Source organism: Promicromonospora thailandica, assembly GCF_024171955.1.
Taxonomy (GTDB): Bacteria; Actinomycetota; Actinomycetes; order Actinomycetales; family Cellulomonadaceae; genus Promicromonospora; species Promicromonospora thailandica.
This window is the reverse complement of sequence record NZ_JAMTCS010000014.1, coordinates 119,627-140,522: the sequence shown is the minus strand read 5'-3', so window position 1 is coordinate 140,522 and position 20,896 is coordinate 119,627. Positions and strand designations below refer to the sequence as shown.

The following is a 20,896-nucleotide window of genomic DNA, read 5'->3' as shown; positions in this document are numbered from 1 at the left end:
ACGGTTCACGCCCCGGCCCGCGGCGGCGTGTCCGCCGGGTGCGTCAGGTGCGCGTCGGCCAGGCTACGTACGCCCTGCTTGGCCTGCTGGACGAGCTCGTAGACGTGGGTGCGCAGGCGCGCGAACTCCGCGTCGCCGCGCGTCTCGAGCTGGTCGCGGTCGGCGCCCAGGCCCACCGCGACGTCCTCCAGCACGACCGTGGGCCGCGCGGACAGCACCAGCACGCGTTCGCCGAGGTAGATCGCCTCGTCGATGTCGTGCGTCACGAACACCACGGTGATGCCCAGCCGCTTCCACAGCGTGCGCACCAGGTCCTCGAGCTCGAACCGGGTCTGCGCGTCCACCGCGGCGAACGGCTCGTCCATGAGCAGCACCTGCGGCTCGTAGGCCACGGCGCGTGCGATGGCCACGCGCTGCTGCATGCCGCCCGAGAGCTGCCACGGGTAGGACCCGGCGACGTCGGCCAGGCCGACCGCCGCGAGCGTCTCGTCCACCAGCTCGGCGCGGCGGGCCTTCGGCACGCGCTTCTCCTTGAGCGGCAGCTCCACGTTCTGCGCCACGCTCATCCAGGGGAACAGCGAGCGCCCGTACTCCTGCAGCACCACGGCCATGCCCGGCGGTGGCCCGGTGATCGGGGCGCCGCCGAGCGACACGTCCCCCGACGTCGCGGGCAGGAGCCCGGCCAGGCAGCGCAGCAGGGTGGTCTTGCCGGCGCCCGAGGGGCCGACGACGCACACGAGCTCGCCGGGCCGCACCTCGAACGTGAGGTCGGCGACGGCCTCGACCGGCTCGCCGCGCCCGGTGTAGACCTTGCGCAGGTTGCGGACCTCGAGGCGGGCGCCGCCCGGGTGGTCGTCGACGGGGCGGTCGGCCACGTTCGCGGGGCTGGACATGTCAGGCACCTCCGTGCTGGGACTGCCGGTACCCGAGGTACCAGCGCAGGACCGCGTGCGACACGGCCCGGAAGACGAGGGACAGCAGCACGCCGACGACGCCGAGCAGGATGACCCCGCTCCACATCTCCGGGATCGCGAAGCCGCGCTGGAACTGCACGATCGAGAAGCCGAGGCCGTCCTTGGCCGCGAACATCTCGCTGATGACCATGAGGATGATGCCGATGGACAGCGCCTGCCGGGCGCCCGTCACGATCTGCGGGCTGGCGCCGCGCAGCACGAGGTGGCGCAGGGTGGCCACGAGGCCCAGCCGGTAGGCCCGGGCGGTGTCGCGCAGCACGGGGTCGAGGCCGCGCACGCCCTCGACGGTGTTGAGCAGCACGGGCCACAGGCAGCCGATCGCGATGACCACGATCTTCATCGTGTCCCCGATGCCGAGGAACAGCATGAGGACGGGCACGAGCACCGGCGGCGGGATCGCGCGGAAGAACTCCAGGACGGGTTCGGCGAAGGCGCGCAGGGCGCGCGAGGAGCCGATCGCGACGCCGAGGGCGATGCCGGCCACGAGCGCGATCCCGTACCCGGCCAGGAGTCGCAGCACCGAGGGGACGACGTCGACGGCCAGCCGGCTCTCGCCCAGCGGCGCCGAGAACCAGGTCTCGCGGAACGTGCCGAGGATGGCGCTCAGCGGCGGGTTGTAGAACGTGGTGCTGCCGGCGCTCGTGAACCACCAGGCCAGCAGGATCACGGCGGGCAGGCCGAGGGTCAGGAGCACCGACCGCAGCACCCGGAGCACGCCGGTCATGCCGCCACCTCCCCGCGCACCGACGGGTGCCAGAACAGCACCCGGCCCTCCAGGGCCCGGGCCAGCAGGTTGACCGCGACGCCGAGCAGGCCGGTGACCACCACGTAGGCGTACATCGACTCGACCGCGCCGGAGGACTGCGCGATGCCGAGCAGCTTGCCGATGCCGGGCGTGCCGATCAGCAGCTCGCCGGTGACGGTGAGGATCAGGGCGACGCTCGCGGCCAGCCGCAGGCCCGTCATCGCGTACGGCAGGGTCGTGGGCCACACGACCGTGCGGATCCGGGTGAGCGGGGAGAAGCGGTAGGACCGGGCCGTGTCGGAGGCGACGGGGTCGACGTCCTGCACGCCCGAGAGCACCTGGACCAGCACCTGCCAGAAGCTGGCGTACACGACCAGGAGCAGCGTGCCGGCCATCCCCGTGCTGTACAGCAGCACGGCCACGGGGATCAGGGCGACGGACGGCACCGGCCGCAGGAACTCGATGGTCGACGCCGTCACGGCGCGCAGCACCGACACCGACCCGATGACGACGCCGAGCACCACGCCCGCGACCAGCGAGATCGCCAGGCCCGTGCCCCACGTGGTCAGGGTCTGGCCGAGCGCCGTCCAGAGCTCGGGCGTGCGCAGCCGTTCCGCGAGCGCCGCCAGGATGCGCGAGGCCGGCGGCAGGAACCGCGCGTCCACGAGCCCGAGGCGGGGCGCGAGCTCGAGGACCAGGAGGAACACCACCACCCCCGCCAGGCCGAGGGCCCAGGCGGGGGTGCGGCGACCGGCGAGCCGGTGCGTGCGGGTCACGGCAGGAGCTTGCTCACGTCGACGGGCTCGTCGAACATGCCGTGCTCCTCACCGAGGTCGGCCAGGAGCTGGAACGAGGCGTCGGTGAGCTCGGCGGAGAAGCGGGGCATCACCATGGCCTCCTTCACCGCGGGGTCGATCTCGGTGTAGGTGTCCAGGACGGCGCGCGTCTCGTCCGGGTGCTCCTGCGCGTAGGTGAGGGACTCCTCCATCGCGGCGGTGAACGCCTCGACCGTCTCGGGGTTCTCGGCGATCTGCTGGTCGGAGGTGAAGTACGCGGCGATCATCAGGTCGGGGTCGGTCTCCGCGAAGTTGGAGGCCACGACCGTGGCGCCCTGCTCCAGGGCGGTGGTCAGGTGGGGCTCGACCACCCAGGCGGCGTCGACCTGCTCGCCCGCGACGGCGGCGGGCATGTCGGGGAAGCCCATCTCGACGAACTCGACGTCGTCGCCCGCGCCGCCCGCGTCGTCGACGACGTTGCGGACCGTGGTGTCGCCGATGTTGTTGAGGGTGTTGACGGCGACGGTCTTGCCGGCCAGGTCGGCGGCGTCCTTGATGTCGGAGCCCTCGGGGACGACGACGGCGCCGAAGTCCTCTCCGGGCTCACCGGTGGTGAAGTTGCCGGCGGCGACGGCCTTGAGCGGCAGGCCCTGCGAGGACGCGACGAGCAGGGAGGTGACGTTGCTGAAGCCGAACTGGTAGTCGCCGCTGACGACGGCGGGCACGATGGCCGCGCCGCCCTGGGCGAGCTCGAGCGTGACGTCGAGGCCCTGGTCCTCGAAGAACCCCTCCTGGACGCCGAGGTAGATGGGGGCGACGTCGACGATGGGGATGACGCCGACCGTGACGGGGGTGAGCCCGCCGTCGTCCGCGCCCTGCTCCCCTCCGGCGTCGGAGGTGCCGCCGCAGGCGGCCAGGACGAGGGCTGCGGCCGAGGCCACCACCGCGAGGGGGAACGAGCGACGCACTGGGCTCTCCTTCGAGACATGGTGATTGCGGGGGGATCCGGCGCGTCACCGCGCAGGCGGTGTACGCAGTCCGAACATCTGTGCTCGGTGAGAACACTCCCAGGATCGCCCGGCGGGGTCAACACCCCGCCGGGTCACGATCCGGTCACCACGGCACGAAGTGCCTGGTCACGGCGCTGCCGCACCGCCAGCTCAGGGCGCGGGCGCCTCCTGCACGAGGAGCTTGTTCACGTCGACCGGCTTGTCGAACAGGCCGTACTTCAGGCCGAGGTCGGCGAGCACCTGGAGGTAGGTGGGCTCGATGTCCGCGGCGAAGCGGGGCATCACCATGACGGACTTCACGACCGGGTCGATCTCGGTGTAGGTGTCGAGCACGGCGCGCGTCTCGTCCGGGTGGTCCTGCGCGTAGGTGAGCGCCTCCTTGATCGCCTCCGTGAACGCGGCAACCGTCTCCGGGCTCTGCTGGATGGTCTGGTCCGAGGTGAAGTAGGCCGCGACCAGCAGGTCGTGGTCGGTCTGCGCGAAGTTGGAGCTGATGATCTTCGCGCCCTGCTGCACGGCGGTGGTCAGGAACGGCTCCACCACCCAGGCCGCGTCGATCTCGCCGGCGGCGAGGGCGGGCAGCATCTCCGGGAACGGCATCTCCACGAACTCGACGGCGGACGGGTCACCACCGGACTCGTCGACCACGTTCCGCACCGTGGTGTCGCCGATGTTGTTCAGCGAGTTCACGGCGACGGTCCGGCCGCCGAGGTCGGCCGCCGTCTTGATGTCGGACGCGCCCGCGGCGACGACCGCGCTGAAGTCCCCGCCGTCCTTGCCGGTCGAGAAGTTGCCCGGTGCCACCGCCTTGAGCGTCTCGCCCTTGGAGGACGCCAGCAGCAGGGACGTCACGTTGCTGAACCCGAACTGGTACTCCCCCTTCGCCACGGCGGGCACGATCGCGGCGCCGCCGTCGGCGAGCTGGAGCGTGACGTCGAGGCCTTGCCGCTCGAAGATGCCCTCCTGCACGCCGAGGTAGATCGGGGCCACGTCGACGATCGGGATGACGCCCACGGTCACCGCCTGGAGGGGGCCGGTGGCGGACGACGAGCTCTCGGGCGCGGCACCGGACTCGGTGGCGCACGAGGCCAGGGCCAGGACCGCTGCCACGGCCGTCGCGATGAGCGGGATCTTTCGACGCACTGGGGTTCTCCTTCGAACTTGCGCTTGCCTGGGGGGTGCGGCACGCCGGGGACGTGCCGACAGAGAACGCTGCCGGGCGCCGCCGGGGTGGTCAACACCACAACGGTCAAAATCGGGTCAAATGTGCACGCCTCGGGGGTGAGAACCGCGGCCTGTCCAGGGATCCGCGAGCCCTGGCTCGGCGAGCCCTCCGGGCATAACGTCGGAGGCATGGACCTAGGACTGCACTACTTCACGTTCACCCACCCCGAGTGGGAGACGACGCTGGCCGACCGGCTCACCGAGACCGCGCAGATCGCCGACCAGGGCGGCGTGAACCTCATGAGCCTCATGGACCACTGGTTCCAGATGCTGCACACGGGTGGGCCGTACGAACCGATGCTCGAGGGCTACACCACGCTCGGCTACCTCGCCGGGGTGACGAAGAACGTGCGGCTCAGCCTGCTGGTCACCGGCGTCACCTACCGGCGTCCGGGACTGCTGGCCAAGACCGTCTCCACGCTCGACGTGCTGTCCCGCGGGCGGGCCATGCTCGGCATCGGCGCGGCCTGGTACGACCGGGAGCACGCCGGGCTGGGCGTCCCCTTCCCGCCCACGGCCGAGCGGTTCGAGCGGCTCGAGGAGACGCTGCAGATCTGCCGCCAGATGTGGTCGGACGACGACGGCCCCTACGAGGGCACGCACTACCAGCTCGCCGAGACGATCAACCTGCCCCAGCCGCCCCGCGGCAGCGTGCCCGTCATGATCGGCGGTGGCGGCGAGCGCAAGACCCTGCGCCTGGTGGCCCAGTACGCCCAGGCGTGCAACCTGTTCGGGTCACCGGGCCAGGAGGGCCTGGACTTCGTCGGGCACAAGCTCGACGTGCTCCGCGAGCACTGCGACCGCCTCGGCACGGACTACGACGCCATCGAGAAGACGATGCTCTACCAGGGCGACGCCGTCGCCGACCCGGACGCCTTCCTCACCGACATGGAGAAGTTCCGCGGCCTGGGCATCACGCTCGTCGGCCTGACGCCGCCGCTCTACCAGGACCCGGTCCCGTGGGCGACACAGCTGGTCGAGACCGTGCGCCCCCGCCTCGCCGACATCTGACCCGACCGACTACCCGGACGACGGCAGGTCGCGGCCGATCAGCCGGACGATCACCACCTCGGTCGCCCGCGCCATGTCGACCGAGCCGGGCTCCAGCAGCCACTGGAGCTGGAGCCCGTCCATCGTCGCCACGATCACCCGCGCCGCCGTCGGCGGGTCGACGTCGTCCGCGACCTCGTCCCGCGCCCGCGCCTCCTCGAGCGCCTCGACCACGAGCGCGAGCAGGCCCCGGTACCGGTCCCGGAAGTAGGCCTGGGCCGGGTGCTCGGCCGTCACGCTCTCCGCGGCGAGCACGGTGTAGAGCCGCACGATGCCCTCGCGCTCGGTGTTCCGGCGCGTGGTCTCGACCAGGTGCCGCAGGAACGCCAGCCCCCGGGGACGCTCGTGCCCGAGCTCGTCGATGTCCGTCGAGTCGCGCAGGTCCAGCACACCCGTGAGCAGGCTCGCCTTCGACGAGAAGTAGTGCAGCACCCCCGCCTGCGTGAGACCCACGCGCGCCGCGATCTCGGCCAGCGACGCACTCTGGTACCCGCGCTCCGCGAACGTCTCCATCGCGATGCGCAGGATCTCCGCCCGGCGCTCGGCGGGAGGACGCCGCACCCTGGCCGCCCCGGCTTCTCGTGTCATCCGAGCGAGTCTACGGACCCGCCTACCTACCGAGCACTCGGTAGGTAGGGGTAGGATCGCGCGAAACCCGCCCACCGAGGGAGTCGCAATGACGCGCACCACCCGAAGGTCCGTCCGGACGGCGCTCGCCGCGCTCGGCGTCCTGGCCGTCACCGCCGCCGTCGCCGTCACCGTCACTGTCAGCGCCACCACCGGCACCGCTGCCCCGGTAGCCGGCGCGCCCAGCCCGGCCGCCGCCCCGACCAGCGCCCATGTCTGGACCACCACCGCCGACGGCAGCCGCCGGCTCGCCGACGGCGGCACCCTCGCCTTCGACACCGGCCCGCAGGCCACCGACATCCGCGTGGACGCGAGCCAGGTGTCCCAGCGGTTCACCGGTGCGGGCGCGTCGGTCACCGAGGCGTCCGCCGCACTGATCAGCGGCCTGCCCGCCGGCACCCGCGACGCCCTGATGCGCTCGCTCTTCTCCCGCGGCGGTGACGGCATCGGCCTGAGCTACCTGCGCCAGCCGCTGGGCAGCACCGACTTCAACTCCGGCGGGTTCTACACCTACGAGGACACTCGGGGGCAGTTCAGCATCGCCCGCGACCAGCAGCAGATCCTGCCGGTGCTGCGCCAGGCGCTGGCGATCAACCCGGGCATCCGGTTCATGGGCAGCCCGTGGTCCCCGCCCGCGTGGATGAAGACCGGCGGCTCCCTGAACGGCGGCAGCCTGCGCACCGACAGCTACGACGACTACGCCGACTACCTGGTGCGCGCCATCCAGGCGTACGCCCAGCAGGGCGTCACCCTCAGCGACCTCACCGTGCAGAACGAGCCGCTGTTCCCCACCAGCTACCCGTCCATGAGCATGACGGCGGCCGAGCAGGCCGAGCTGCTGCGCGTGCTCGACGCGCGCCTGACCAGCGCGGGCCTCGGCACGCAGATCCTGGCCTACGACCACAACTGGGACCGGCCGGACTACCCGCTGGAGGTGTTCGCCGGGACCCAGGGCATCTCCCGCGTCGTCGGCGCCGCGTTCCACTGCTATGGCGGCTCGCCCGAGGCGCAGGCCCAGGTCGTGGCCGCGGGCAAGCGCGTGTACTTCACCGAGTGCTCCGGCACCGACAGCGAGAACGCCGCGAGCACCTTCGGGGACACCCTGGTCTGGCACGCGGAGAACCTCGTGGTGCGCAACCTGCGCAACGGCGGCGAGACGGTCCTCACCTGGAACCTCGCGCTCGACCGGAACGGCGGCCCGCACCAGGGCCACTGCGGCACCCGGTGCAACGGCGTGGTCGAGATCGCGGGCGGCACCGTGACCCGGAACGCCGAGTTCTACGTGCTGGGGCACCTGACCAGGTTCGTCGACGCCGGCGCGCGCCGCATCGGCTCCACGAGCGAGCAGTCCGGCGGCCTGCAGAACGTGGTGCTGCAGAACCCGGACGGCACCCGCGTCGCGTTCGTCGTCAACGCCTCGTCGGGCAGCCGCACCTTCTCGATCACGGACGAGGGCCGCTCGCTCACGCACACGCTGCCGGGCCGCACCGTGGCGACCTACACGTGGGACCCGCAGTCGTCGACGACGCCCGCGCTGCCGGACCCGGGTTCGTGGTACCAGGTGGCCTCGGCCGCGAGCGGCCGGTGCCTCGACGCGGCCGACTGGGGCACCGGTGACGGCACCGCGCTGCAGCAGTGGACGTGCGGCGCCCCCGACCAGGCCAACCAGCGCTGGCGCTTCACGCCCACCACGGACGGCTGGTACCAGGTGGCCAACCAGCACGCGGGCACGGTCTGGGACGTCGCGGGCGGCCCCGGTGCGGTCGGGGCGGGCGCACCGGTGCACCTGTGGTCGTTCGTGGGCGGCACCAACCAGCAGTGGCGCCCGACGGCGACGCCCGCCGGCTTCACCTTCACCGCCCGGCACAGCGGCTCCTGCCTGACGCTGGGCCCGCCCACCGGCGCCGACGGGAGCCGGTTCACGCAGCAGCCCTGCACCGGGGCCCCGGCCCAGACGTTCCGCCTCTCGCGCGTGGGCTGACGACCGCGCGGGGGCCGGTGTGCACCGGCTCCCGCGCTACCGCCGGAGGCCGGCCGGTCCCGCGGTGCGCGACGAGAGCGCGACGACCGTGAGGCACAGCAGCACGGCGACCGTGCCGAAGCCGAACATCTCCAGGTACGTCCAGGTGTCGGCGAGCCAGGCGAGCACCATCGGCACGAAGAAGCCGACGTACGTCAGCGAGTAGAACACCGCCGTCAGGCCGGCGAGCTGGCGCGGCGCGGCGATCCGCGCGACCTCGCTCAGCCCGGCCACGAGCGAGAGGCCGTAGCCCAGACCGAGCACGACGGCGGCCGCGATCCCGACGGGCAGCGAGAGCGTGCCGGACGCCCACGCGGCGAGCGCCATGCCCGCCGCGACGATCACCAGCGCCACCATGGACGCCCGCGCCGACGCCGGCGTGTCGATCCGCCGGGCCACCACCTGGATGCCGATGCCGCAGCCGAGCGCGAGGATCGCCATCATCCCGGCGAAGGCGATGGGCAGGCCTCCGACGTGGTCGGACAGCAGGCTCGGCAGCACCGCGAAGGCGCAGCCCCCGCAGCCGAACACCCAGGGGGCCAGGGGCACCACGACCCGCAGGAACCGGGGGTGCCGCACGGCGGTGATGCGCAGGTCGTCGGCCAGGGGCGCCCGCGCGTCGCGCGGCAGGGCGGGGCGGGTCTCCGGCACCCGGAGCAGGATCACGCCGGCGACGAGCGTCCCGGCCGCGTGCAGCACGTACGACAGCAGCGTGGGCCAGGGTGCGAACTGCGCCAGCATGGCCGCCACGCCTGCTCCGGCGAGGAAGCCGGTCGTCAGCGAGAGGGAGCCGCGGCGCGGCCCGGCCGCGCGGTCGCCCGTGGCGGCGCTGAGCTCCGTGACCCACGTGGAGCCGACCGCCATCGCCAGCCCGAGCGCGACCCCGCACAGCAGCCGCCCGATCGAGAGCACGACCGGGCTGGACGGGTCCAGCGCGAGCACGAGCGACCCGAGCGCCGAGACGGGCGCGGCGGGCAGCAGCAGCGGGCGGCGGCCGAACCGGTCGGACAGCGGCCCGCCGAGCAGCAGCGCCGGCACCAGGCCGAGCACGTACACGGCCAGCAGCGCGTCGACCGTGACCGGACCCATGTCGCCCTGCTCGCGGTACATGACCAGCAGCGGCGTGAACTCGTTGCCACCCCAGGCCACCGCGAGCATGGCCGCGGCGACCGGCCACCAGGTCCGACGCCCCGCGGGGACGACGGCGGCGGTGTCCCCGGGACGTGAAGGCGGCATGGGCACATCCTCCGCAGGCCGTCACCCGCGTGACAAGGCGACCGGCTGTGAGCGTGCCCACACCGTTGGTCCCCGAACGCCGGCCACCGGGCACGGACCACCGGGCACGGACCACCGGGCACGGACCACCGGCTCGGGTCTCCGGAGAACGTTGCTCGCGCGGAGACGTTGCGGAGAGTAGACCGTGTCTACCGAGAGCAACATCTCCGCGCGAGCAACGTTTCTCCCGGAGGTCTCACAGAGAAGACGGGCCCGCTGAACGGGGCGCCCGCGCCGCCGGTATCGGCATTTCCCTCCGGGGCGGCCGGGGCCGGACTCGGCGACTACTTCGCGCCGGCGGGGTCCACGGGGCTCGCGTCGTCCTCGGCGGGAGCTGCCACCTCCGTCTCGCCGTCCGCGGCGGCACCCTCCTCGGCCTCGCCGTCACGGGCTTCGCCGTCACGGGCCTCGCCGCCGACGACCTTGCCAGCACCGGCCTCCCCGGAGGCAGCGTTCTCGCCGTCCGCGGCGTCCTGGGCGGTGGCTGCGTCCTCGCCGGAGGTGCTGTCCTCGTCCTCGGGCTCACGACCCGACTGGTAGGCGGAGAGCTCCGGCTCGGGGTGCCGGCGGCCCTGCAGCACGACGATCGCGACACCGAGCAGGATCGCGAGGCCGGACGTCCAGATGTTCGCCGGGATGCCGAGCGGCGCGTCGCTGGTCGGGTCGATGCGGATGGACTCGAGCCAGCTCCGGCCCAGCCCGTACCAGATCAGGTAGAGGCCGAACAGGCGGCCCCAGCGCAGGCCCGCGCCCGGCGTCGGCAGGGCCTCGTTCCGGCGGGTGACGCGCCGCTCGATCACGAGCAGCAGCGCCACGCCGACGAGGTTCCAGATCATCTCGTACAGGAACAGCGGGTGGAACAGCGTGCCCGGGGCCATGTCGTCGGGGAACATCGCCGCGTCGAAGCGGATCTCCAGGCCCCAGGGCAGCGTCGTCGGCAGCCCGAACAGCTCCTGGTTCACGTAGTTGCCGAGCCGCCCGATCGCCTGGGCCACGAGCAGGCCCGGCGCGAGGGCGTCGGCGAACGACCAGAAGCGCAGCCCCGAGATGCGGCAGCCGATCCACACGCCGACGGCGCCGCCGATCAGCGACCCGAACAGGGCGTTGCCGCCCTCCCAGATGCGCACCCAGGCCCACGGGTCGACGTCCGGGCCGGTGAAGTCGCTCAGGTGGGTGAGCACGTGGTAGATCCGGGCGCCCACGATGCCGATCGGCACGGCCCACATGGCGACGTCGAGCGCCAGCCCGGGGGCCGCGCCGCGCGCACGCAGACGCCGGTCCGTGATCCACGCGGCGGCGGCGATGCCGGCCAGCAGGCACAGGGCGTAGGTGTGGATGGTGAGCGGACCCAGCTGGAACTGGGACCACACCGGGTCGGGGCTGGGGATGCTGGCCGAGATCACGACCCGAAGGTACCGCGATTACCCCGCCCCGTGGGTATCGGCACGGTCACGCTCCCCCGCCCACGACGTCAGCGGCGGCGCTTCTCCCGCACCCGGACCGAGATCTCGATGGGCGTGCCCTCGAACCCGAACGTCTCCCGCAGGCGGCGCTCGATGAACCGGCGGTACCCGGCCTCGATGAACCCCGTGGCGAAGATGACGAACCGCGGCGGCCGCGTCGAGGCCTGCGTGGCGAACAGGATGCGCGACTGCTTGCCGCCCCGCAGCGGGTGCGGGTGCGCGGCCACGAGCTCGCCCAGGAACGCGTTGAGCTTGCCGGTCGGGATGCGCCGGTCCCACGACGCCAGCGACCGCTCGATCGCGGGCACCAGGCGTTCGGCGTGCCAGCCGGTGCGCGCCGAGAGGTTGACCCGCGGCGCCCACTGGATCTGCACGAGCTCCTTCTCGATCTCGCGCTCCAGGTAGGGCCGCCGGTCCTCGTCCATGAGGTCCCACTTGTTGTACGCGATCACCAGGGCGCGCCCGGCGTCCACGACCTGCTGGATCACGCGGATGTCCTGCTCGGTCAGCGGGTTGGACGCGTCCACGAGGACCACGCCGACCTCCGCCTTCTCGATGGCGGCCGCGGTGCGCAGCGACGCGTAGAAGTCGGCGCCGCGGGTCTGGTGCACCCGGCGGCGGATGCCCGCGGTGTCCACGAACCAGTACGGGGTGCCGCGCAGCTCGATGAGCTCGTCGACCGGGTCACGCGTGGTGCCGGCGACCTCGTCGACGACGACGCGCTCCTCGCCGGCGATCTTGTTCAGCAGCGACGACTTGCCGACGTTCGGCCGCCCGACGAGCGCCACGCGGCGCGGGCCGGTGGGCCGCAGCGAACCGTGCTCCGACGTCTCGGGCAGTGCCTTGACCGCCGCGTCGAGCAGGTCGCCCGTGCCACGGCCGTGCAGCGCGGAGACGGGGTACGGCTCGCCCAGGCCCAGGCTCCACAGGTAGGCGGCGTCGGCCTCGCCGGACGCGCCGTCCACCTTGTTGGCGGCCAGCACCACGGGCTTGCCCGAGCGGCGCAGCAGCTCCACGACGCGCTCGTCGGTCGCGGTCGCGCCCACGGCGGCGTCGACCACGAACACCACGGCGTCGGCCAGGGAGATCGCGACCTCGGCCTGCTCGGCCACCTTCGACTCGATGCCGGCGACGTCGACCTCCCAGCCGCCGGTGTCCACGAGTATGAACCGGCGTCCGGACCACTCGGCCGGGTAGGACACGCGGTCGCGCGTCACGCCCGGCTTGTCCTCGACGACGGCCTCGCGGCGGCCGAGGATGCGGTTGACGAGGGTGGACTTGCCGACGTTCGGCCGTCCGATGATCGCGAGCACCGGCAGGATCTGCTCGGCCTCGTCCTCCTCGTCGGCCCACTCGGCGTCCAGGAGCTCCTGGTCCGCCTCGTCGAGCTCGAAGTCGGCCAGGCCGGCACGCAGCGCACGCTCGCGCGCGAGGTCCTCCTCCGTCTCGTTCAGGTCGAGCTCGAGGGCAGCATCATCTCGGGCCGCCGCGTCCGGCGCGGCAGCCTCCGATGCAGTGGAGTCGTGGGTCATGCCCTCATTGTCGCAGGCCGAACCGCATCCGCAGTAGCGCGGCGACTATGACATCGGTCCCGTCCCGGCACGCGGGTCCGGCCCGCGGCCCGTCAGCCGTCCCGCAGGTAGGCGAGCACCGCCGACACCCGCCGGTCCGACGTCGGGTCCAGCGGCAGCTTGGCGAAGATGTTGCCGACGTGCTTGCGCACCGCGGCCTCGGACACGAACAGCTCGGCGGCGATCGACCCGTTGGTGCGCCCCTCGGCCATCAGGGCGAGCACCTCCCGCTCGCGGTCCGTCAGGGAGGCCAGGGGTCCGTCGTCCCGGCGGCGGCCCAGCAGGCTGCGCACCACCTGCGGGTCGACCACCATCTCGCCCGCGGCGACACGGGCCAGGCTGTCGAGGAACTCCCGCACGTGTCCCACGCGGTCCTTGAGCAGGTAGCCGATGCCGCCGCCGGGTGCGGACTCGAGCAGCTCGGCCACGTAGGCGTCCGCGACGTACGCCGAGAGCACCAGCACGCCCAGGTCTGGGTGGCGACGGCGCAGCTCGGCGGCGGCCCGCAGGCCCTCGTCGGTGTGCGTGGGCGGCATCCGGATGTCGGTGATGACCACGTCGGGCACGGTGGCGTCGGTGAAGGCGAGCAGCGCCTCGGCGTCCCCGACCGCGGCGACCACCTCGTGCCCCGCCCGTTCCAGGATCGCCAGCAGGCCCTCCCGCAGCAGGGCGGCGTCCTCCGCCAGCACGATCCGTAGCGCGCCCGGTCGCGCGCCGGAACCGGGACTCAGCTCACCGGGCATGTCGCTCGCACCTCCGTCGGCCCACCGGCCGGACTGGTCACGGACAGCTCGCCGTCCAGGGCCTCGAGACGTACGGCGAGGCCGGCGAGCCCGCCGCCGGCGCGCACGACGGCGCCCCCGACGCCGTCGTCGACCACCGTCAGCACGAGGCGGTCCTCGGCGATCCGCCCGTGCACCCGCACGGAGCGCGCCGTGGCGTGCCGCACCACGTTGGTGAGCGCCTCGCTCACCACGAAGTAGGCCGCTGCCTCGACCGGCCCGGGCAGCCTGCCCGGCAGCCGCAGGTCGACGGTGACGGGCACCTCCGAGACGTCGGCGATCTCGTGCACCGCCGCGTCGAGGCCGTGGTCCACCAGCACGCGCGGGTGGATGCCGCGCACGGTGCTGCGCAGCTCCAGCAGCGCGGCCTCGGCCTGGCCGTGCGCCTCGCGGACCAGGTCCAGGCCCGCACCGGGCCCGATCTCCAGCTCCGCGCGGCCCAGCGTCATGGTCAGGGCGACGAGGCGCTGCTGGGCGCCGTCGTGCAGGTCGCGCTCGATCCGGCGGCGTTCGGTCTCGAACGCGTCGACCAGGCTCACCCGCGAGCGCCGCAGCTCGGCGACCGCCTCGGCGAGCCGGGCCTGCTGGGGGTCGAGGAGGATGCGGGCGAGGCTCGCCTGGGCGGCCGCCAGGAGGGTGGCGCCGTAGAGGCCGGCCGCGAGCAGGAGCAGGCCTGGCCCGACGACGAGCCAGGCCTCGGCCGGCGTGTCGACCTGCCACGGCCCCATGCTGACGGGCCCGTCCAGGAGCACCAGCACGGGGGCGGCCAGCAGCACGCCGGGGACGGCGGCCACCAGGCCGAGCGCGACGGCGTCGACCACCCAGAGCACGACGGCCAGGAGCACGGTGTAGCCGACCTCCCGCCAGGCGACCGGCATGGTGCGCAGGGCGCGCAGCCTGGTCCGCCAGGGCACGCCGTCCGACGGCGCCCGCCGCCCGAGCAGCAGCTGCATCCGGCGCCGTTCGACGCCGGCCACGACCGACGAGACGATCGGGATGGCGGAGAGCACGAGCAGACCGACCACGAGCACAGCGGTCAGCACACCGACGCCCACCGTGACGAAGAGCGCCACCGCGACGACCAGTGCCACGGGCACCGTGCCGGCCAGGTAGGCGAGCGCCCGCCACGGCCAGGACGAGCAGAGGAAGCGCCAGGGGCGCCCGCGCAGGGCGGCCCACACGTCGGGCGGTGAGGTCACGGGACGACACTAGGCGCCCGCGCCCCGCCGTGGGGTAGCGCACGCGCTACCCCGGTGTGGCGTGCGGGCCCGTGTCCCGCGCTCCCCCGAGCGGTTCGCTGGGGGCATGACCACCAGCACAGCCACCGAGCCGGCCGTCGTGCTCGACGGCATCACCCGCACCTACCGGTCCCGCTCAGGGACCGTCGACGCCCTGCGGGGCGTCACCCACGTGTTCCCGGCCGGCACGTTCACGGCCGTCATGGGCCCGTCCGGCTCGGGCAAGTCCACCTTGATGCAGATCGCGGCCGGTCTGGACCGGCCGGACGGCGGCGGGGTGACGATCGCCGGCACACCGCTCGGACGCCTCGACCGGACCCGGCTGACGAAGCTGCGCCGCACGACCATGGGCTTCGTGTTCCAGCAGTACAACCTGCTGGACGCCCTGACCGCGTTCGACAACGTGGCGCTGCCCGCCCGGCTCGCCGGGCAGCGGGTGCACCGCGCGGCGGTGCACGACGCCCTGGACCGGGTGGGACTGCGCGACCTGGCCCGGCGCCGACCGCCGGAGATGTCCGGCGGGCAGCAGCAGCGGGTCGCGATCGCCCGGGCCCTGCACACCCGTCCCGCCGTCCTGTTCGCCGACGAGCCCACGGGCGCGCTGGACCGGTCCACGGGGCGCGACGTGCTCGCGCTGCTGCGGAACCTGGCGGACGGCGGCCAGACCGTGGTCATGGTCACCCACGACCCGCTGGCGGCCTCGTACGCCGATGCGGTGCTGTTCCTCGCCGACGGTCTCGTGGTGGGGCAGATGCGCCACGGTGACGCCACGCAGATCGCGGCACGGATGACGGAGCTCGAACGATGATCCTCACGCACAGCCTCAAGACGTTCCGCGACTCGTGGCGGGCGTACGCCGGCGCCGTGGTGGCCCTGGCGGGCGGCACGGCCCTCATCGGCCTGGCCGTGAACCTGCTGGGGGCGCTCGACGCGACCGCCGACGGGGTCACCGCCCAGGTCCGCGCCCAGGTGGACGACCTGGGCTCGATCTTCGGGTTCGTGGCGGGCATCTCCCTGTTCATGGCGATGTTCGTGGTGGCCGGCACGTTCGGGTTCGTCGTGGCGACGCGCCGCCGCGAGCTCGGCCTCCTGCGCCTGATCGGCGCCACGCCGTGGCAGGTACGGATGCTCCTGCTCGGCGAGGCGGCCGTCGTCGCCGTGGCCGGCACCGTCAGCGGCATGGCCCTGGCCACGGTCCTCACACCCGTGGCGTTCGCCGTGCTGCACGGCATCGGGCTGGCACCCGTCGTGCTGACCGTGCCCGGGCCGGAGGCGGCCTGGGCAGTCGCCGGGTCCCTCGGCGGCGGCGTCGCGCTGCTCGGCGCATGGCGGGCTGGCGGCCGGGCCGGCCGCACCCAGCCCGCCGAGGCCTTCCGTGCCGCGGTGCTGGAACGGCGCCGCCCGGGCGTGGTCCAGGCGCTCGTGGCGCTCACCGCGCTCGCGGCTCTGGTCGGCTCGGCGGTGAGCGCCACCCAGATGACGCTGCTCTCCGCCCTGCTGACGGGGATGCTGCTGCCCGTCCTCGCCGTGATCGGCCTCAACGCCGTGGGCGGGCTGGTCTACCCGGCCCTCGCCGGGCTGGTCGGGCGCGGCGTCGCGGAGCGGGACCCCGCGGCACGGCTCGCCCGCGACCACGTCCGCACGTCGGTACGGATGACCACCGCGGTGGCCGCGCCCGTCGTGGCGATCTCGGCCCTCGCGGGGTCCATGCTCCTGGCGGTGGGCGCCACCGCGGACTGGACGGAGGGCGCCGACCGGGCGGCGCTGACGGCACCGCTCGTGGCGCAGGTGCCGTCCGGCCCGGGCGCCGCACGGGCCGCCGGTGCGGCCCGTGCGGCCGACGTCCCCGGCGTGGCCACCGCCGACGCACGGCGCGCCGTGCCCGCGCAGCTCGGGCGCAGCGGACGCGTCGAGGCGGAGGTGGTCGACGTCGCCACCGTCACCGGCACACGCAGCCTCCGGGCCCTGCGGGGCTCGCTCGACGACCTGCGCGGCCCGGCCGTGGCGGTGACCGAGGCCTTCGTGTCGGACGTCGGCGCGCGGGTCGGCGACACCCGGACGCTGCACCTCGGCGGCACGAGCACCAAGGTGACCATCGCCGCCGTCGTCCCCGACGCGCCCGACCTGTGGGCCGACGTGCTGGTCCCCGACGACCTGCCCGGCGCCGCCGCGGCGGCGCGCCCCACGGGCACCGTGTTCGTGGTGCCCGACGACGACGCGGACGTCACCGCCGTGACCACCGCGCTCCGCGGGACGGGCGCCGAGGTGGAGACCGCCGACGCGTGGGTGCGCCGGGTGGCCGACGAGGACCGGCAGATGAACACGCTCGTGCTGTGGGTGATGCTCGGGCCCGCGGGCGGCTACGCGGCGATCGGCGCCGTGAACGCGGTCCTGATCGGCTCCACGCAGCGCCGGCGCCAGCTGCGGACCGCACGCCTCCTCGGCGCCACACCCGCGCAGGTGCGCCGCGCGGCCGTCTGGGAGACCGGCTTCACCGGCGCCGCGGCGCTGCTCGTGGGCGGCGCGATCACCGCCTACGTGGGGTGGCTGGTGCGCCAGGCGGTGGTGCGCGAGGTCCCCGACGCACCCCTGACGATCCCGTGGCTGCCGCTCACCGGGATCGCCGTCGCCTGCGTCGTCGTGGTCGTCGCGGCCGCCGTCGCCGGCGCCCGCACGGCCGCCCGGGACTGAGCCCGGGCGCGGCTCACGCGGAGGGCGCGACCTCGCGGCCCGTCACCTGCGCGACGACCGCCAGGACGGCGTCCACGGTCTGCTCGAAGTCGAGGTCGCTGGAGTCGACGGTGACCACGCCGTCGGCGGCGACCTGGAACTGCGTCACCTTCGCGTCGTCCTGGTCGCGGCGCAGCACCTGGTCCTTGGTGGCCTCCACCGCGCTCGCGTCGGCGGCGCCGTGCACCTCCAGGGACCGGCGCCGCAGCCGTGCCTCCTCCGAGGCGGTGAGCAGCACGCGGACGTCGGCGTCGGGCGCCACGACGGTGGTGATGTCGCGCCCCTCGGCCACGATCCCCCGGCCGCCGGACTGCGCGGCCTGCGCGGCCGTGGACTCCTGCTCGATGATCGCGCGCTGGAGCCGCTTGAGCTCGGCCCGCACGTCGAGGTTGGACGCCACCTTCGACACGTTCGTGGTGACCTCGGTGGTGCGGATCGTCACCGCGACGTCCCGCCCGTCCAGCTCGACGCCGGGCGCCGCCGGGTCGAGGCCCATGACCAGCGGCATGGCCCGCACGGCCGTGGTGACCGACGCGGCGTCGTCCAGGTCCGCCGTCTCCATGCTCCAGACGGTGGCCGCCCGGTACATCGCGCCCGTGTCGAGGTAGGCCAGGCCGAGCCGCGCGGCGACCGCCTTGGACACGCTCGACTTGCCGGAGCCCGACGGCCCGTCGATGGCGATCACTACGGAGCTGGTCACAGGTTCGCTCATTTCGTCGAGTGCTGGGTATCTGCCGTTCGAGTGCGTGCTCAGGGGCGAATACCCAGCACTCAGCGGACGAGGTTACAGGTCTACGGCGTTCATCAGCGTGCCGAGCTCCGTGCGCCCCAGGACGCGGGTGCGGCCGGGCTTGAGGTCGCCCAGCGGGATGGGGCCGATGCGGGTGCGCACGAGGCGCGTCACGGGGTGCCCCACGGCGTCGAACATGCGGCGCACGATCCGGTTGCGGCCCTCGTGCAGCACCACCTCGAGCATCGCGAAGCCGTCGATCTGCTGGAGCACGTGCACCGCGTCCATCTTCGCGACGCCGTCCTCGAGCTCCACACCCTTCAGCAGCTCGCGGCCGACCCGCGGGTAGACCTCGCCCTCGACCGTCACGAGGTACGTCTTGGCGATGCCGTACTTCGGGTGCGACAGGCGGTTGGCGAGCTCGCCGTCGTTCGTCAGGAGCAGCAGGCCCTCGCTGTCGGCGTCGAGCCGGCCCACGTGGAAGAGCCGCTCCTCGCGGTTCTTGATCAGGTCGGCGACCGTGGGCCGCCCCTTCGGGTCGTCCATGGTGGAGACGACGCCCAGCGGCTTGTTCAGCGCGATCGTCACCTTGGCCTGGTCGAGCTGGATGCGCAGCCCGTCCACGTGCACGACGGCGGTCGCCGGGTCGATGCGCACGCCGAGCTCGGTGACGATCTGGCCGTCCACCTCCACGCGGCCGTTCGCGATCAGCTCCTCGCTCGCCCGGCGGGAACCCAGCCCGGCCTGGGCGAGCACCTTCTGCAGGCGCACGCCACCCTCGACGTGCACGTCACGGCCCTGCTCCGCGGGCTTGGCGGGCCGCCGGCGCGGCGCGTTCGCCTGCGCCCGGCTCTTGGCGGAGCTGCCGCCCCGGAAGTTCGTACCACCCTTGCCGGAGTGGTCGGCACGGCGGGGCTGCTGGCCGCCACCGGACTCGCGGCGGCTCCCGCCGCGGCGTTCGTTGCTCATGATTCGTCTCTCGTCGATTCGGGAAGAGGCGCGCCCCCGGGCCCGCGAGGGGCTAGGAGTCCAGCCCGTCGAGGCCTTCGAGCGAGTCGAGGTCGGGCAGGTGGGGCGCCAGCGGAGGCAGCTCGTCGAGCGACGAGAGGTCCATCCGCTCCAAGAAGTATCCCGTGGTTCCGAACAGCACCGCACCCGAGCTGGGGTCCTGGCCGATCTCGGCGATCAGCCCGCGGGTCAGCAGCGTCCGCACGACGCCGTCGACGTTGACGCCGCGCACCGCGCTGACCTGGCCTCGCGTCACGGGCTGGCGGTACGCGACGACCGCGAGGGTCTCCAGGGCGGCCTGGCTCAGCTTCGCCGACTGGCCGTCGAGCACGAACCGCCCCACCGGGTCGGCGTGCGCCGCGGACGAGTAGATGCGCCAGCCGTCCACGGTCCGGCGCAGCTCGAAACCGCGCGGCCGGCCGCCGAGGTGGCCCGCGTACTCGTCGGCGAGCTCGTGCAGGATGTCGTCGGTCTCGTCCTGCGTCAGGTTGAGCGCGGCGGCGATGCGGTCCGCGCCGATCGGGGCGTCGGCCACCATGAGCACGGCCTCCACCGCGGCGTGCGCGCCGCCCGGCAGGGTGTGCACGTCGACCTGGACCGGCTCGTCCGGCGTCGCCTTCGCGGGCGCGTCGGCCTCCGCCTCCGTGGCCTGCAGGGTCTGCTCCTCGACGGTCATACGGTTGCCTCCGTTCCGGCTGCTGCGGGCTCGGGCTCCCCCGGGTCGCCCTCGTCGAACTCGCTCGGCCCGGCATCCGGGTCGAGGTACTTCGCACCGTCGTCGGGCCCTGCCGTCCACCGCACGGTGAGCTCCCCCAGCGGGCTGACCTGCTCGAAGCCCACCAGCGCATCCCGGAACAGCTCCAGCAGCGCCAGGAACCGGGCCACGGTGACCAGCCGCTCGGTGCCCGCCGTCAGCGAGCGGAACGTCACCGAGCGCTCGGTGCGCAGGCGTCGCACGATGACGCCCGCCTCCTCGCGCACGCTCACCGCCGAGCCGTGCAGGTGCGCCAGCCCCACCACGGGCGGCGGCTTCGGCGCGAGCACCTTGGCGGCGAGCTCGGCGAGCTGCTCCCCCGTCGTGTCCCAGACCAGCTCGGGCAGGATCGCGGCGAGGTGCGGCTCCAGCGGCGCCAGGCGCGGCACGCGGCGTCCACCCGCGGCGAGGCGCTCCGCGACGAGCCGGGAGACCTCCTTGTAGGCGCGGTACTGCAGGAGCCGCGCGAACAGCAGGTCGCGGGCCTCGAGCAGCTCCAGGTCCTCGGCGTCCTCGTCCACGACGCCCGGCAGCAGGCGCGCGGCCTTGAGGTCGAGCAGGGTCGCCGCAATCACCAGGAACTCGCTGGCCACGCCCAGGTCCCACGACTCGTGGACCTCGCCGCGCGCCGCGGCCTCGCGCGACGCGCGCTCGGCCTCGCGGATGTGCGCCACGAACTCGTCCGTCACGACCGCGAGCGCCACCTCGGTGACGTCCATCTTGTGCTTCGCGATGAGCGAGAGCAGCAGGTCGAACGGGCCCTCGAAGTTGTGCAGCCGCACCTGGAACGTGCGGGACGACCGGCGCTCCTCGGCGGGATCCTCGGCCCCCACCCTCTGCGGCGCCTCCGCCTCAGGCAGGACCGTCTGCTGCCCGAGGCTGCGGCTCTGCGCCGTGCGGGTGCCTCGTTCCTCGGCCC

At 73.7% G+C, this 20,896-nt stretch carries 19 protein-coding genes; 4 read left to right on the top strand and 15 right to left on the bottom strand.

Annotated elements, in window-relative coordinates; translation table 11 throughout:
* Positions 1-5: 5 nt before the first annotated feature.
* The 5 genes from APR03_RS21210 to APR03_RS21190 form a co-directional block, all read right to left on the bottom strand.
* A complete protein-coding gene (locus APR03_RS21210) occupies positions 6-893 on the bottom strand; it encodes an ABC transporter ATP-binding protein (protein ID WP_253839043.1) in 888 nt (295 codons plus the stop codon).
* Position 894: 1 nt separating this feature from the next.
* Positions 895-1,698: an ABC transporter permease gene (locus APR03_RS21205; protein ID WP_253839042.1), complete on the bottom strand. Its 804-nt coding sequence runs from the start codon at positions 1,696-1,698 to the stop codon at positions 895-897.
* Positions 1,695-2,495 carry an ABC transporter permease gene (locus tag APR03_RS21200; RefSeq protein WP_253839041.1) on the bottom strand — a complete coding sequence of 267 codons (801 nt, stop codon included), beginning with the start codon at positions 2,493-2,495 and terminating at the stop codon, positions 1,695-1,697. Before APR03_RS21200 ends, APR03_RS21205 begins: the two co-directional genes overlap by 4 nt.
* Entirely contained in the window at positions 2,492-3,463 is a 972-nt protein-coding gene (locus APR03_RS21195; protein WP_253839040.1) for an ABC transporter substrate-binding protein, read from the bottom strand. Before APR03_RS21195 ends, APR03_RS21200 begins: the two co-directional genes overlap by 4 nt.
* 192 nt (positions 3,464-3,655) lie before the next feature.
* The gene (locus APR03_RS21190; protein WP_253839039.1) at positions 3,656-4,648 is read right to left on the bottom strand and encodes an ABC transporter substrate-binding protein; all 993 of its coding nucleotides are present in this window, start codon (positions 4,646-4,648) and stop codon (positions 3,656-3,658) included.
* 210 nt (positions 4,649-4,858) lie between these two features.
* On the opposite strand from APR03_RS21190, the gene APR03_RS21185 reads away from it, so the two are divergent.
* Positions 4,859-5,740: an LLM class F420-dependent oxidoreductase gene (locus APR03_RS21185; protein ID WP_253839038.1), complete on the top strand. Its 882-nt coding sequence runs from the start codon at positions 4,859-4,861 to the stop codon at positions 5,738-5,740.
* Between the two features lie 9 nt (positions 5,741-5,749).
* Here APR03_RS21185 and APR03_RS21180 read toward each other — a convergent pair whose 3' ends face one another.
* Positions 5,750-6,367 carry a TetR family transcriptional regulator gene (locus APR03_RS21180; RefSeq protein ID WP_253839037.1) on the bottom strand — a complete coding sequence of 206 codons (618 nt, stop codon included), beginning with the start codon at positions 6,365-6,367 and terminating at the stop codon, positions 5,750-5,752.
* An 88-nt stretch (positions 6,368-6,455) separates the two neighbouring features.
* Here APR03_RS21180 and APR03_RS21175 point away from each other — a divergent pair, with 88 nt between their 5' ends.
* Complete coding sequence (locus APR03_RS21175; protein ID WP_253839035.1) at positions 6,456-8,387, top strand: RICIN domain-containing protein; 1,932 nt, start codon at positions 6,456-6,458, stop codon at positions 8,385-8,387.
* A 36-nt stretch (positions 8,388-8,423) separates the two neighbouring features.
* Here the strand turns inward: APR03_RS21175 and APR03_RS21170 are convergent, their stop codons facing one another.
* The 5 genes from APR03_RS21170 to APR03_RS21150 form a co-directional block, all read right to left on the bottom strand.
* Positions 8,424-9,662, bottom strand: a complete 1,239-nt coding sequence (locus tag APR03_RS21170) for an MFS transporter (RefSeq protein ID WP_253839033.1) — start codon at positions 9,660-9,662, stop codon at positions 8,424-8,426.
* A gap of 323 nt (positions 9,663-9,985) precedes the next feature.
* Positions 9,986-11,104 (bottom strand): prolipoprotein diacylglyceryl transferase, encoded by a 1,119-nt coding sequence (gene lgt, locus APR03_RS21165; protein WP_253839031.1) that lies wholly within the window; start codon positions 11,102-11,104, stop codon positions 9,986-9,988.
* A 68-nt stretch (positions 11,105-11,172) separates the two neighbouring features.
* Positions 11,173-12,696: a ribosome biogenesis GTPase Der gene (gene der, locus APR03_RS21160; protein WP_253839030.1), complete on the bottom strand. Its 1,524-nt coding sequence runs from the start codon at positions 12,694-12,696 to the stop codon at positions 11,173-11,175.
* A gap of 92 nt (positions 12,697-12,788) precedes the next feature.
* Positions 12,789-13,478 carry a response regulator transcription factor gene (locus APR03_RS21155; protein WP_253839028.1) on the bottom strand — a complete coding sequence of 230 codons (690 nt, stop codon included), beginning with the start codon at positions 13,476-13,478 and terminating at the stop codon, positions 12,789-12,791.
* Positions 13,463-14,716: a sensor histidine kinase gene (locus tag APR03_RS21150; protein ID WP_253839026.1), complete on the bottom strand. Its 1,254-nt coding sequence runs from the start codon at positions 14,714-14,716 to the stop codon at positions 13,463-13,465. The genes APR03_RS21155 and APR03_RS21150 overlap by 16 nt, the downstream gene beginning before the upstream one ends.
* A gap of 106 nt (positions 14,717-14,822) precedes the next feature.
* Here APR03_RS21150 and APR03_RS21145 point away from each other — a divergent pair, with 106 nt between their 5' ends.
* Positions 14,823-15,563: an ABC transporter ATP-binding protein gene (locus APR03_RS21145; RefSeq protein ID WP_253839024.1), complete on the top strand. Its 741-nt coding sequence runs from the start codon at positions 14,823-14,825 to the stop codon at positions 15,561-15,563.
* The gene (locus APR03_RS21140; protein WP_253839022.1) at positions 15,560-17,446 is read left to right on the top strand and encodes an FtsX-like permease family protein; all 1,887 of its coding nucleotides are present in this window, start codon (positions 15,560-15,562) and stop codon (positions 17,444-17,446) included. Before APR03_RS21145 ends, APR03_RS21140 begins: the two co-directional genes overlap by 4 nt.
* Positions 17,447-17,459: 13 nt before the next feature.
* Here the strand turns inward: APR03_RS21140 and cmk are convergent, their stop codons facing one another.
* From cmk to APR03_RS21120, 4 genes are all read right to left on the bottom strand, one after another.
* Entirely contained in the window at positions 17,460-18,197 is a 738-nt protein-coding gene (cmk, locus tag APR03_RS21135; RefSeq protein WP_253839020.1) for a (d)CMP kinase, read from the bottom strand.
* 72 nt (positions 18,198-18,269) lie between these two features.
* Entirely contained in the window at positions 18,270-19,184 is a 915-nt protein-coding gene (locus APR03_RS21130) for a pseudouridine synthase (RefSeq protein WP_253839019.1), read from the bottom strand.
* Positions 19,185-19,236: 52 nt separating this feature from the next.
* A complete protein-coding gene (scpB, locus tag APR03_RS21125) occupies positions 19,237-19,899 on the bottom strand; it encodes an SMC-Scp complex subunit ScpB (protein WP_253839018.1) in 663 nt (220 codons plus the stop codon).
* Entirely contained in the window at positions 19,896-20,837 is a 942-nt protein-coding gene (locus tag APR03_RS21120) for a segregation and condensation protein A (RefSeq protein ID WP_372494979.1), read from the bottom strand. The genes scpB and APR03_RS21120 overlap by 4 nt, the downstream gene beginning before the upstream one ends.
* Between the last annotated feature and the right edge of the window lie 59 nt (positions 20,838-20,896).

Coding starts and splice junctions, on each gene's coding strand:
- APR03_RS21210 (WP_253839043.1), bottom strand. CDS start 893: ATGTCCAGCCCCGCGAACGTGGCCGACCGCCCCGTCGACGACCACCCG.
- APR03_RS21205 (WP_253839042.1), bottom strand. CDS start 1,698: ATGACCGGCGTGCTCCGGGTGCTGCGGTCGGTGCTCCTGACCCTCGGC.
- APR03_RS21185 (WP_253839038.1), top strand. CDS start 4,859: ATGGACCTAGGACTGCACTACTTCACGTTCACCCACCCCGAGTGGGAG.
- APR03_RS21180 (WP_253839037.1), bottom strand. CDS start 6,367: ATGACACGAGAAGCCGGGGCGGCCAGGGTGCGGCGTCCTCCCGCCGAG.
- APR03_RS21175 (WP_253839035.1), top strand. CDS start 6,456: ATGACGCGCACCACCCGAAGGTCCGTCCGGACGGCGCTCGCCGCGCTC.
- APR03_RS21170 (WP_253839033.1), bottom strand. CDS start 9,662: ATGCCGCCTTCACGTCCCGGGGACACCGCCGCCGTCGTCCCCGCGGGG.
- der (WP_253839030.1), bottom strand. CDS start 12,696: ATGACCCACGACTCCACTGCATCGGAGGCTGCCGCGCCGGACGCGGCG.
- APR03_RS21155 (WP_253839028.1), bottom strand. CDS start 13,478: ATGCCCGGTGAGCTGAGTCCCGGTTCCGGCGCGCGACCGGGCGCGCTA.
- APR03_RS21145 (WP_253839024.1), top strand. CDS start 14,823: ATGACCACCAGCACAGCCACCGAGCCGGCCGTCGTGCTCGACGGCATC.
- APR03_RS21140 (WP_253839022.1), top strand. CDS start 15,560: ATGATCCTCACGCACAGCCTCAAGACGTTCCGCGACTCGTGGCGGGCG.
- cmk (WP_253839020.1), bottom strand. CDS start 18,197: ATGAGCGAACCTGTGACCAGCTCCGTAGTGATCGCCATCGACGGGCCG.
- APR03_RS21130 (WP_253839019.1), bottom strand. CDS start 19,184: ATGAGCAACGAACGCCGCGGCGGGAGCCGCCGCGAGTCCGGTGGCGGC.
- scpB (WP_253839018.1), bottom strand. CDS start 19,899: ATGACCGTCGAGGAGCAGACCCTGCAGGCCACGGAGGCGGAGGCCGAC.